The organism is uncultured Victivallis sp. (assembly GCA_944389935.1).
GTDB lineage: Bacteria > Verrucomicrobiota > Lentisphaeria > Victivallales > Victivallaceae > Victivallis.
Map to the genome: position 1 here is coordinate 12926 of CALXOE010000029.1, position 13647 is coordinate 26572.

The 13647-nt window shown below is 53.9% G+C and carries 7 protein-coding genes; 4 read left to right on the plus strand and 3 right to left on the minus strand.

The annotated features are described in order from the left end of the window. Together rfbA and rfbB are read right to left on the minus strand one after the other, a co-directional pair. Positions 1-867 carry a glucose-1-phosphate thymidylyltransferase RfbA gene (rfbA, locus tag Q0J85_RS09710; protein WP_294480888.1) on the minus strand — a complete coding sequence of 289 codons (867 nt, stop codon included), beginning with the start codon at positions 865-867 and terminating at the stop codon, positions 1-3. Continuing rightward, positions 864-1943, minus strand: coding sequence for a dTDP-glucose 4,6-dehydratase (rfbB, locus tag Q0J85_RS09715; protein ID WP_294480889.1), 1080 nt, complete (start codon positions 1941-1943; stop codon positions 864-866). Before rfbB ends, rfbA begins: the two co-directional genes overlap by 4 nt. A 383-nt stretch (positions 1944-2326) precedes the next feature. Between rfbB and Q0J85_RS09720 the strand changes: the two genes are divergently transcribed. The 4 genes from Q0J85_RS09720 (at position 2327) to Q0J85_RS09740 (ending at position 12134) form a co-directional block, all read left to right on the plus strand. After that, on the plus strand, positions 2327-3166 hold the full coding sequence (locus Q0J85_RS09720; protein ID WP_294480890.1) for an ABC transporter permease: 840 nt from the start codon (positions 2327-2329) through the stop codon (positions 3164-3166). Next, positions 3156-4499 (plus strand): ABC transporter ATP-binding protein, encoded by a 1344-nt coding sequence (locus Q0J85_RS09725; protein WP_294480892.1) that lies wholly within the window; start codon positions 3156-3158, stop codon positions 4497-4499. The genes Q0J85_RS09720 and Q0J85_RS09725 overlap by 11 nt, the downstream gene beginning before the upstream one ends. A gap of 111 nt (positions 4500-4610) precedes the next feature. Then, positions 4611-10907: a rhamnan synthesis F family protein gene (locus Q0J85_RS15480; RefSeq protein ID WP_367274630.1), complete on the plus strand. Its 6297-nt coding sequence runs from the start codon at positions 4611-4613 to the stop codon at positions 10905-10907. Between the two features lie 117 nt (positions 10908-11024). Further along, entirely contained in the window at positions 11025-12134 is a 1110-nt protein-coding gene (locus tag Q0J85_RS09740) for a rhamnan synthesis F family protein (RefSeq protein WP_294480896.1), read from the plus strand. A 107-nt stretch (positions 12135-12241) separates the two neighbouring features. On the opposite strand, the gene gdhA is transcribed toward Q0J85_RS09740, so the two are convergent. Continuing rightward, positions 12242-13585, minus strand: coding sequence for an NADP-specific glutamate dehydrogenase (gene gdhA / locus Q0J85_RS09745; protein WP_294480898.1), 1344 nt, complete (start codon positions 13583-13585; stop codon positions 12242-12244). Positions 13586-13647 lie beyond the last annotated feature (62 nt).

Sequence of the window (13647 nt, forward strand, 5' to 3'; positions counted from 1 at the left end):
TCAATTCCTGATCATTCTTGCCAGATGGCGGCCGTAATCGGTCTTCATCAAATCCTTTGCGCTGGCGAGCACCTCATCGGCGGAGAGCCAGCGATTCTCCCAGGCGATCTCCTCGAGACACGCGATCTGCAGCCCCTGGCGCAACTCGATCGTCCGGATGAAATTCCCCGCGTCAAGCAGACTCTCGTGCGTACCGGTGTCGAGCCACGCATATCCTCGTCCGAGCCGCTCCACATGCAGTTTCCCGGCGTCGAGATAGGCCTGGTTCACGCTCGTGATCTCCAGCTCCCCCCGGGCGGACGGCCGCACGCCCTCGGCAATCGAGACCACGTCATTGTCGTAGAAATAGAGTCCCGTCACGGCGTAGTTGGATTTCGGGTTCGCCGGCTTCTCCTCGATCGACACGGCTTTGCCTGCGGCATCGAACTCCACCACGCCGAACCGCTCCGGGTCCGAAACGTAATACCCGAACACCGTCGCCCCGCTTTCCCGCCGGGCGGCCTGGAGCAGCAGCTCCCGGAGGTTCGCCCCGTAGAAGATGTTGTCCCCGAGCACGAGCGCCACCGGATCATTCCCGATGAACTCCTTGCCGATCAGAAACGCCTGCGCCAGCCCGTCCGGCGACGGCTGCACGGCGTAACTCAAGTTGATGCCGAACCGCGATCCGTCGCCGAGCAGCCGCACGAATCCGGCCTGATCCTCCGGCGTGGTGATGACGAGAATGTCCCGGATATGGGCAAACATCAGAACCGACAGCGGATAGTAGATCATCGGCTTGTCATAGACCGGCAGCAGCTGCTTCGACACTCCGAGCGTCACCGGGTGCAGCCGGGAACCGGCTCCACCGGCGAGAACGATGCCTTTCATTTGCCCTCTCCTTTCCCGAGTCCGAGCCGCTCCATCTGATAGGAACCGTCGAGGACGCGGCGGCACCAGCCGTCTTTGTTGTCGAGATACCACTGCACGGTCTTGCGAATGCCGCTCTCGAACGTCTCCTGCGGTTTCCATCCGAGTTCGCGCCCGATCTTGGCGGCATCGATCGCATACCGGAGATCGTGGCCGGGGCGGTCCGCGACGAACGTGATCTGCTCACGGTACGACTTTCCGTCCTCCCGGGGGCGGAGTTCATCGAGCAGCCGGCAGATGGTTTCGACGACCTCAATGTTTTTCTTCTCATTGTGGCCGCCGATGTTGTAGGTTTCGCCGGGGACGCCCTCCGTCACGACCTTGATGAGCGCCCGGGCGTGATCCTCGACGTAGAGCCAGTCGCGGATCTGCGCACCTGTGCCGTAAACCGGCAGCGGCTTGCCGTCGAGCGCATGCAGAATCACCAGCGGAATCAGTTTTTCCGGGAAATGGTACGGGCCGTAGTTGTTGGAACAGTTCGTCACGATGGTCGGCAGCCCGAAAGTCCGCCGCCATGCCCGCACGAGATGATCGCTCGAAGCCTTGCTCGCCGAGTAGGGGGACGAGGGAGCATACGGCGTAGTCTCGCGGAAGAAATCCCCGGGGCCCTCGAGATCCCCGTACACTTCGTCGGTCGAGATGTGGTGGAACCGGAACCGTTCTTTCTGCGCCCCGTCGAGTGAGGTGAAATATTTCCGTGCGGCTTCGAGCATCGTGTAGGTGCCGACGATATTCGTCCGGATGAAGTCGCCGGGACCGTCGATGGAGCGGTCGACATGGGACTCCGCGGCGAGGTGCATGACCGCGTCGGGTTTGAAATCCGCGAAGACCCGGTCCAGTCCGGCGCGGTCGCAGATATCGACCTGTTCAAACCGGTATCGGGGATCGCCCGAAACCGGGGAGAGAGAATCGAGATTGCCGGCGTAGGTGAGTTTATCCACCACGCAGACTTCGTGAGGGGTTTCCCTGATGAGCATGCGGACGACCGCGGACCCGATGAATCCGGCTCCGCCGGTTACAATGATTTTCCTGTGCATGAGTCGTTTATGTTTTTACGAATGAACTGTCTGAATCAATCTATTCCTTTAAAATCCCGTCGATTTAACATAGCACCTCTTCCCCGATCCGACAAGAGCAACCGCCCAAAAAACCCGTTTTTTCCACGCTCGCGTGAAAACGGGGTTTCCGGATTTCCGGGAATTATCTCCTCCCAACCGGAACAAAAAGGGAAAGTAATTAAACTGTTATGAACTTGGGAGATTGAAAAAAGGGCTCATGGGGTATATATTACATCTGTTTGAAGTATCCTATAGAATATAGAGAAACTTTATGGTTTTCCGTTGCAAAGGGAGCATTTTGTCCTGTATATGCGGAATTCGATCGGAGCAGGATGAATGGTGCAACGTACGATTTGTCAGTTATGAACGGTAATATTTTCAGAAAAATCACACCTATTTTCAACCCGGTTTTAAGCGTAAAGCTCATCTGCCAGAACTGGGATCTGCTGGTTCAACTGGTTCAGAGAAACATCCACGCGAGGTATCGAGGTTCCCTGTTCGGTCTTTTGTGGAGTTTCATTCAACCGCTGTTGATGCTCTGCATCTATACATTTGTCTTCGGAGTGATTTTCCAGCTCCGCTGGGGGGGGCCGGTCGATTCAAAGAGCGCATTTGCCGTGGTTATGCTCTGCGGCATGTCGATTTTCCAGATCTTCAGCGAAAGCGTAAACGGGAGTTGCCGAATCATCGTCGGGAACCGTAATTACGTCAAAAAAGTGAAATTCCCTCTTGAGATCCTGCCGGTATCGCAGGTCTTTTCCGCCTTGATTCTCGGGAGCGCCTGGTTTATTCTGATTCTTCTGGGCGTGGTATTTATCCTGGGCAGCCTGAACTGGACGGTACTGCTGCTTCCGCTGACCTTGATCCCGCTGCTGCTGCTGGCACTGGGCTGCAGCTGGTTTGTCGCGTCTCTCGGAGTTTACGTACGCGATACGCCTTATTGTGTAACGGTGATTCTGCAGATGCTCTACTTTATGACGCCGATTTTTTATCCGACCTCAGCGGTTCCCGAGGGATTTCGCTGGCTGCACCGCATCAACCCTCTGGCGTTGATTGTCGAGGAGACCCGCAGAATTCTTCTTTACGGCCAGCTTCCGAATTGGAAAGCCCTGGTTCTGGCGATGGTTGCCGGCATTGTGGCAGCGCAACTGGGACTGCTCTGGTTCATCCGGACAAAACGGGGGTTTGCTGATGTCATCTGACAATGCCGCAGTGAAGGTGGAGTCCATCTCCAAGTGTTTTGAGATGTATGAAAAACCCGTACACCGTCTTTTTCAGACACTCCTGGCCGGTCGCAAGCAATTTTTCAAGGAGTTCTGGGCGTTGAAAAACGTCTCTTTTGAAATCGAACGGGGAGAGTGCTGCGGCATCATCGGCCAGAACGGTGCGGGGAAAAGTACACTCCTGCAGATTATCACCGGAACACTTTCTCCGACAACAGGTTCCGTTCAGGCCCGGGGACGAGTTGCCGCCTTGCTGGAACTTGGCAGCGGATTCAATCCGGAATTCACCGGACGTGAAAACATCTACATGAACGGCACCGTTCTCGGCCTTTCCCGCGCGGAAATCACGGCGAAATACCAGGATATCGTCGATTTTGCTGATATCGGGGAATTCATCGATCAACCCGTGAAAACCTACTCCAGCGGCATGGTCGTCCGCCTGGCTTTTGCGATCAATGCGTTTGTGGACGCCGACATTCTGATCGTCGACGAAGCGCTTGCAGTCGGCGACGCAGCGTTCCAGCAGAAATGTATGCGCCACCTCAGGGAATTTATGAAAACCCATACGGTGCTCTTCGTCAGCCATAACATCGGAGCTGTAAAGAGCCTGTGCAACAAAGCCATCTACCTGAAAAACGGTCAGGTCCGGATGATCGGTTCCGCCAAAGAGGTTGCGGATCTTTATCACAAGGATATCTATGCAAAACGGCAGGGGGTCGAGGCCGTTTCCGAACCATCGGCCTCGGAAACCGGGCCGGATGAAACCGAAGAAACGGATCTCTGGCGCGATATGCGACAGGATTTCATCAACCGCACCAATTTGCGGAACGATCTGGAGATTTTCCGGTTCGACGAGCAAGCCAAATGCTTCGGTCCCCGTCAGATCGAGGTCGTTTCCGCGAAATTCACAGATGCCGCGGGTCGCCCGCTCTCCTGGATCGTCGGTGGAGAAGTGGTCACTCTTCAGGTCAAGTGCGTGGTTCACAAGGACGTCTATTCTCCGATCGTCGGCTTTTACGTGAATGACAAACTCGGACAGAAGCTGTTCGGAGACAACACCTATCTGACATACGAGGACAAACCCCTTGAAGTTGGAGCGGGGGGGCATTTTCAGGCGGAGTTCACTTTCACAATGCCGATCCTGCCGCGCGGAAATTATTCCGTCACGCTCGGGATTGCGGAGGGGACCCAGGAAGAACACATTCAGCATCAGTGGATTTACGAGGCGATTTTGTTTGAATCCCATGCTTCATCCATTGCGGTCGGACTGGCCGGCATTCCGATGCGGAACATGAAACTGATCAAATTGTGAGTGCACACCATGATGTTATTGCCGATGGAACACTATCCTCTGCTTGCGAATATTCACGCATTGCTGACCCCCGGAACTTATCTTGAAATAGGAGTTCAACACGGCCAGTCAATGAATCTGGCATGCAGAACGACAAAGTGTTTCGGGGTTGACCCCAGTCCGGACATCCGCTTTCCTCTGAATCCGGATGCGGAGATTTTCCAATGTACAAGCGACCGTTTTTTTCAGGAAAAAGCCGATACAATCCTGAATGGACGGAAGATCGATCTGGCATTTATCGATGGCATGCATCTATTTGAATTCAGTTTGCGCGACTTCATCCATATCGAGAGATTTGCAACACCGGATTCGGTGATTCTGCTCCATGATACGATCCCGATCAACGCTGTCGCGAGCTCTCGGGAACGAACCACACGTTCCTGGTGCGGCGATGTATTCAAATTGATTCTCGGTCTGAAGAAATATCGCCCCGATCTGAAAATCACCAATGTCAATGTAAAACCATCTGGTCTGGCAATCATCACCGGTCTGCATCCGGAATCGGACACATTGGAAAAGAATTATGAAAAAATCGTTGCAGAATTCATGCCGCTGAAATACGGAGACATTGAATCCGAAGAGGTTTCCCTGCTCAACATCCGGGAAAACAACCCGAGAAATATCGCAGAAGCCCTGGCTCCCGTTTCCCGCAGACCCCTCCCGGACCTTGAGAGAGAGCTTCTCGAATCCGACAATGCCGACTTGCGACAAAAAATCACTGCGCTGGAAAACAAAATCGCAACTCCGCAAAGTACGTTGCATAAAGTCGAAGTCTTCTTCTCCGATGATCCCGTACATTTCCTTTCGGAGCACAAGGTTCAGAAAGTACTGGACTCTGCACTCGAAGAGTGGGAAGTAGAACTGCCGGAAGGAGCGGGTCATTTTCTGCGCGTCGACCTCGGGGCGAGTTCCGCGGCATTTGAACTGGGAGGGATTCAGATTCTCGACCGGGCCGGAAATCTCCTGTGGGAATGGGATGGGAATCCCAATTCTTTCCGCGGTTGTGCAAGCTCTTATTTTCTCTCCCATGAGAACCGCATTTTCTATGTTACACTGGGAAATGATCCGCAGTTGTTCCTGCCGGAACTCACCGCCGGGCAACCGGGCCGGCTGCGTCTCTCCTGTCGCCCGGTCAAAATACAGAACGCCGCCCGGGAAACGGCTGCGGCACTTCAGGAACGAAAGAAATTCGCAAATCAATGTGCCATTCTGACAGAACGCTGCAAACAGCAGGAAATGCAGACGACAGCATTGGAACAGGAATCCCGAGAGCGGGAAGCCGATCTGGTGATCCGGAAAATGACTGAAATCGCACTCCGGGAGAAGAATGCAGATCTGGAACAAAAACTGGATAAAACACTTCTGCAAAATCAAAATCTTGAACAGACGTGCGGAAAACTTCATCAGGAACTTAAATTTATTCGTGATTCTCTGAACAACGCAATCTTTCTGAACAACGATCTGGAACAGAAGTCTGTGAAACTTCAGATTGAACTAGACAGCACCCGAAACACACTGACTGAAGCCAATCTGCACAACCGAAGCCTCTTACAGCAGCGCACGGAGCTTCAGGAGAAACTCTCGGACATGCAGAATGAACAACGAGCCATGCAGAAAAGACAAGAGCAACAGGAAAAACAATTATCCGAGTCACAAACCCAATGCGCGGATCTGAGCAGAAAAAACGCCAAACAGGAAGAGGTTCTCAAAGAACAGGGGAGGCGTCTGCACTGGTTGCTGACCTCCTACTACACCATCGTCAGCTCCCGCTTCTGGCGGTTCGGCTCTTTCCTGCGGCGCCTTTTTGACCGCTCCCAGACGAACGTTCGAGAGCCGTCCTCCGACGATTGCAGATTGCTGGAATCGTCAGATCTTTTTGACGCGGTCTGGTATTGGAAACGATATCCCGAAGTGGCGGAATCCGGCCTGCTGCCGGTGGAACACTATCTGCGCATCGGCTGGAGGGAGGAGAAAGACCCCTCTCCCCGTTTTTCGACATTTTACTATCTGACCGTCAACAAGGACGTTGCGGCCAGAGGTCGAAATCCACTGCTGCACTATCTGAACCACGGTCAGAAAGAGCATCGTAAAACGGCACCTGCGGAATTGCCGCCCCGCTGGTTTGAATTGCGCCGCAAACTGCGGGCTTTCATAGCGATTGGAGCGATCAAACGAAGCGGACTCTTCGATACGCAATGGTATCTGGAGCAGAATCCGGATTTTGCCGAGAACAGAAATGCGTCGTTCTGGATGAAATTGCGCAATGTACCTCTCCTTTCCTTTGCTGCCCGATATATGGTCAGTCCGATTCGACACTACGTTCTTTTGGGTGCGGCGGAGCGGAGAAATCCCTGTCTGGGCTTCAATACACGGGAGTTTCTACAGCGGAATCCGGATGCGATTGCCCGGGATCTCAACCCGTTCTATCTTTTTCTGAAGCAGAAAGAGGCCCGGGACGAGCAAAAACAAAGCGAAGCCCGCGATTATCATCTGCTGAAAGAAAGTCCCCTCTTCGATCCGGATTACTATCTGCGCTACAACCCGGATATCCGTCGCCGCGGAACAGATCCGATCCGGCATTTCATGAAATCCGGCTGGAGAGAGGGGCGGAATCCATCCGCCGCGTTCGATGTTCAATATTATTTTGAGCAAAATCCGGATCTGCTTAAAAACGGGAATGTGGAGAATCCTCTGCTGCACTATCTCAAACGGGGAAAAAAGGAACAACGTGCCATAGTTCCCGCAGTTTTTCCCCGTGTAATGTCTCTGGAAAAAATCCTGAAAGCATACCGTCCCGGTGACATCACGACACTTTCAACGGCAAATCCTCGGAAACCGGGGAAAATCCTCATTGTCATTCACCTGTTTTACGAGGATATGCTTCCGGAATTCATCGGGTATCTGAAAAACATTCCATACGAATTCGACATCGCCATTACCCTGACGGAACACTCCTCATTCCCGGCGGATCAAATTCTGAAAGAGCAACTGCCGAAATGCCGCAAGGTTCATCAGGCACATGCTAAAAACTTCGGACGCGACATCGGCCCATTCCTGGTGGAGTTCGGAATGCTCTGCATGCAGTATGATTATATCTGCAAGTTCCATACCAAAAAGGACTTGAGTGGAGGCGGCGCTGCGTGGCGTTCGCTGGCATTGCGGAACATGCTCGGTTCGGAGCAGCTTGTCAGGAACATCCTCGCGGAATTTGAAAAAAATCCCTCGACAGGAATGATCTATCCGCGACCGCCTCTGGTTGCCCTCAGTGCCGTTCTTGACCGGGGTGCCTGGGGAGGAAATCTCGAGGCGGCCTGTGAACTGGGTCGACGAGTCAACCTCGACTTCAGTGAGATGAAGAAGTTTGACTTTCCGGCGGGCTCGATGTTCTGGGCAAGAACGAAAGCAATGGAAAAGCTGTTGACTCTGCCCGTATCTTACGATGATTTCAGTCGGACAATAGGCTGGGACGGTTCGCCGGCTCATGCAGTGGAGCGAATGTTCGGAGCAATCCCGATCTTGGCGGGTTATTCGTTAAAATCGGTTTTCGTTTATCCACCGGAACCGGAAACGCCTCCGGAACCCTACGTGCCGGTGGATGATCAGCTGTTGCTGGAACGAATTCGGGAATACAAGGCCAGGAAACGGCCGGGAAACCGGATTGCAGTCTACACCGCAATGGCAGGCGGATATGATTCCATTCCAACCCCGGAAGAGCTTGATCCGGAAGTCGATTACATCTGCTTCTCCGACTCCATTCTGGAGGGAGAACACCCGTGGGAGATGCGGCCGCTGGATTATTTCAATGCGGACCGCACCCGCATCACCCGTTATTACAAACTTCATCCGCACACTTATTTCAGCCAATACGATTATGTGATCTGGATCGACAGCAACATACTGATCCGGCGGAACATCATTCACAAGCTGATTGAAACCTACAAAACCGGCGGAAATCCCATTGCGACCATCCGGCATCCGGAACGTAATTGCACCTACATTGAGGCTCGGATCTGCAGCCGCAGTCAGTTGGATGACGCAAAACTCATTGACGCACAAATAGAACGCTACCGGGAAGCCGGCCTGCCGGAAAAAGGAGGACTGCCGGAGACAAACATCTACGTGACCGCACCAAATGATCCGCGCTCCATTCGCCTGTTCGCGGAGTGGTGGCAGGAGCTGGAGAACGGGTCCCGCCGCGATCAGCTCAGCATCATGTATGTTCTGTTCAAAAATAATCTTTCCTATACTCCATTATTTGACAATTATGAAGATGGTCCCCGGTATAATCTCACAGATTTCACATATTTCATGCACAAGAACCATGAAAATCTGATGTTCCCCTCGATCTATCGGTATCCATGGTTCATCTCCGAACGCAGACGCTCCATCAGTGACGACCTTGCCGCCCGGGCAGCAGCGCTGTCAACCGGAGACCCGAAACTCGACGTGATCATCCCGGTTCACAATGCTCTGCCGGATCTGAAAAATTGCCTGGCTTCTGTAATGCCGACGCTCGGCAACCGCCAGAATGTCATCCTTGTCAACGATGGCTCCGATCAGGATACGACCGCATTTCTGACGGATTTTGTCGCTGCCTTTCCGGAGAAAATCCGGCTGATCATCCATGAAAAAGCCAGAGGCTACACCATATCGATCAATGAGGCGGCCCGTAGCTCTTCTGCGGATTATCTGGTTTTTCTGAACAGTGACACCATCGTCCCGCCGAATTGGTGGAGGAAACTGGTGCGCTGTGCGGAAAGCTCCCCTGATATCGGCATTGTGGGTCCTCTTTCAAATGCGGCGAGCTGGCAGACAATCCCGGTATTGCGGGAGGGCTCCGGCTATTGCATCAACAGCCTGCCGCCGGGAGTAACCATTGCAGATGCGGATCGGATCTGCGAAGAAACGGCGCGCCCCGGTTTTTACCCTAAATGCCAGTTGATCAATGGCTTCTGCTTCTTTGTAAAAAAAGCTGTCTTCGATCGGATCGGTCTTTTCGACGAAGAGAATTTTCCGACCGGTTATGGTGAGGAGGACGATCTGTGTTTCCGGGCAGTGAATGCCGGTTTCGTTTCCGCCATGGCAGTTGACACCTATGTTTTCCATGCAAAATCGAAAAGTTTCGGCCACGCGACCCGGCAGGAGCTCTGCCGGCAAAATCAGCAGAAATTTTTGAAAAAACATCCGCGGAGTCGACTGGAACGCGAATGTAAAACGTTGGAAGCAATCCCTGAGCTGATCCGTATGCGAACGCTCACGGGAGACCGCTTTGCCGTTCCTGCAACCGGGAAAAGACCAGACAAAGGAGCCGGATCGTTGCTGAAACCCGGTTGTCGCCTGGGTGCGATTCCCCGCAGAGGCAAACAGGAGGGTACATATTTTGCCAGCAGCCACGTCAGGTTGCTGGACTGGCTCAAAGCTTACACGGAAGAGGGCAGGAGCGCAGAGATTCTCAATGCTGACACTTTGCCCCAGTATGATTTCACCCACTATGATGCAATCGTAGTCTGCCGAGACGCGATTCCGGCGGAACAAACCGGTTGTTTTCTGGCCAAATGCAATGCCGCCGGAATTCCATTCTTCATGGAATTGGATGACCATCTCTTTCTGGTTCCGGAGATGGACGCGATCTGGCCAACTTTGGAGCGAATGGTCCGGGCCGCGGCCGGCCTGATCGTTTCGGTTCCGCCGTTGATGGAGGCATTCCGGCCTTTCAATCCGAATATCATGTTAAAACCAAACTGCCTGAATCGTGACTTATGGCTTGATACCCCCACGCCTCAGCTTGACGCGAAAAGTGCAGAAGTGATTGAACGCAACCGCAGAAAAGTCAACGTTGTTTATTATGGGAGCTTTACTCACAATCGAGATCTGGCTGTCATTTCCAGAATCATTCCGGCCATGAAGAAACGGCTTGATGTCCAATTCTTCCTGATCGGCGGCTGCAAAGATGAAGATCCGGCTGCTGCCGGGTGGGTGACGCTTCCGCCTCCAGTGATGAGTTACAATAAATTTATTCCATGGTTCCGGGCAGTGGCGGCGACTATGGACATCGGAGTGGCACCTCTTGATCCATGCAAAGGATTGAATGCATATAAAAGTCCTCTGAAGTTTCTGGAGGGCGGAATTTGCCGGCTCTGCATGGTATGCAGTCCGCTGGTATATGATTCCGTCGTAGAAAACGGGGAAAATGGATTGCTGGCTGATTTTTCCGAAGAGGCATGGGAACAAGCCCTTGCCCGCGTTATTGAGAACGTCTCTTTGCGCAGGCAGCTTGCGGATCGCGCTTTCGCTGAAATCAGAGAAAAAAGGATCATCAGCAGTAAAAAACTCCGATTGGCGTTTCAGGAGGAAGGAAACGAGGAATAAGTGGAGACACATGCTCTCACAAGCCGACCGGCACGAAAAAGCGGCAGAAAGCTCCAGACTGGAGCACTCCGTTTCTTTCATGATTTGCAGATCACACGGAAAATACGCAACAGCGGGATGTTCGGAACAGGATGGTATCTTGCATCCAATCCGGATTTCGTACAGAGCCGCAATCACTCCCGCTGGCAGCCATTGGCGAAATGCTCAATACCGCTCGTCTCCAAATTTGCCCGGTTGATGCTCCATCCGATCTGGCATTATGTCCGAGTCGGCGAACAAGAGGGGAAAACCCCCTGTATCTTCTTTGATGCCGGAAAATATCTGGCGGCCAATCCGGACATCCGGGAATCTGAAACGAACGCATTCTGGCACTATATCCGATCCGGTGCGGCGGAGGGACGTTCCGGCCAAGGACGCATGGAGCTCAACATCTCCCGCCTGAATCTCATCCGAACAGAATGTTGGGATCGCCTTGGAATCCAGGAAATCTCAAGCGGACAACTGCCGGAGGAACAGCCGGTCACAGGCAGCATCGCCGTCCATCTCCACTTGTTCTATCCGGAAATGAAAGAGCTGTTCATCCGGGCACTGCGCAACATTCCCCGCCCGTTCGATCTGTTTTTATCCTGCTGTGAGGACGAAATTTCCACAGAGGAATTCCGCTCTGCACTGCCGAATGTGGGTCGGATCAAACTTGACCGGGTCCCGAACCGGGGACGGGACATGGCTCCCTTTCTGGCCATGCTGAGGAAGGAGTTCACCCAATACGACATCATCTGCCACCTGCACACCAAATGCAGCCCCCACGATCCGGCACTGCGGGGATGGCGGGATTGGATTCTGCAGCTGCTCCTTGGCTCCCCGAAACAGGTGTCTGGAATCCTGGCGCTGCTTCGGCGCGACGGAAAAATGATATATCCCGCCTCCCACCCGAAAGCGGAACCCGACAGCGTGACCGGCTGGAGCTGCAATTACGACGAGGCCGGGCGGCTGCTCTCTCGTTACACCGATCTCGATATCCGGCAGTTCCCGATCATCGACTTCCCGCACGGAAGCATGTTCTGGGCTCGTTCAGAAGCATTGCAACGTCTGCTCACACTGCCGCTCACACTTGAAGATTTTCCTGCTGAACCGATTCCTCCGGACGGAACCACCGCCCACGCGCTCGAGCGGCTGCTGCTGGTTCTCGCCTCCGACGTTCCGGGGAAAGCCTACAGAATCTATTGACTCCTCCCGGCAAAGAAAAACGCGGAGTTTCTTTCGTTGAGAGAGACTCCGCGTCGTCATTTCTCTTCCCGGAAATGAATCCGGGAAGAGGGGAGATTTTTCCCCGGTCAGATGCCGAGATCGATCATCGCATCGGCAACCTTGCGGAAACCGGCGATGTTCGCGCCCATCACGTAGTTGTCCGGCTCACCGAATTCGGCGGCGGCACTGCGCGCGGCGTTGTGAATGTTGATCATGATGCCGTGCAGCTTCGCATCGACCTCTTCCCGGCTCCAGGAGAGACGCATCGCATTCTGGCTCATCTCAAGGCCGCTCGTGGCAACACCGCCGGCGTTGGAAGCCTTGCCGGGCGAGAAGAGCACATTGTTCTTGAGCAGGAATTCAGTCGCGTCGAGCGTCGTCGGCATGTTCGCACCCTCGCAGACGCAGATGCAGCCGTTCGCGACGAGAGCTTTCGCCTCATCGAGATTCAGCTCGTTCTGGGTCGCACAAGGCATGGCGATATCGCACTTCGCAAGCGTCCAGGGACGCTTCCCTTCGTAATACTTCGCAGTCGGATATTTCGTCACGTACTCGGCGATGCGGCCGCGCTTGACGTTCTTGAGCTCCATGACGTAAGCGAGCTTCTCGGCGTCAATGCCGTCCTCGTCAATGACCGTACCGTTCGAGTCGGAGAGCGAGAGAACCTTGCCGCCGAGCTGCGTCGCTTTCTGCGCAGCATACTGCGCAACGTTGCCGGAACCGGAGATCAGAACACGGGCTCCGTCGAAGCCGCGGCTGCGCGTCTTGAGCATTTCAGCCGCAAAGTAAACCGCACCGTAACCGGTCGCTTCCGGACGCACGAGGCTGCCGCCCCAGTTCAGACCCTTTCCGGTCAGAACGCTGTCGTAGCTGTTCACAATGCGCTTGTACTGCCCGAAAAGATATCCGATCTCACGCCCGCCGACGCCGATATCACCGGCCGGCACGTCGGTCGACGGTCCGATGTGGCGGAAGAGCTCACGCATGAAGCTCTGGCAGAACGCCATGACCTCGCGGTCGGACTTGCCTTTCGGATCGAAATTGGAGCCGCCTTTGCCGCCGCCCATCGGCAGCGTGGTCAGACTGTTCTTGAACACCTGCTCGAAGCCGAGGAACTTCAGAATCGAGAGGTTCACCGACGGGTGGAACCGCAATCCGCCCTTGTAGGGACCGATCGCACTGTTGAACTGCACCCGATAACCGGTGTTGACCTGAATTTCACCCTTGTCGTCCACCCACGGAACCTGGAAGATGATCGCGCGCTCCGGAATGACCATGCGCTCAAGAATCTTGTTCTTCTCATACTTCGGCTGGGCATCGAGCATCTTCGAGAGCGACCCCAGAACCTCAGTCACGCTCTGGATGAACTCTTTTTCGTTGCCGTTCGTCTGCTGCAGACCGGCCAGAACTCGTTCCACATACTTGCTCATTTTACATACCTTTCGTGATTTGGAATTCGGCATTTTGCCAGAAATATATTTTTAAAAGTTGT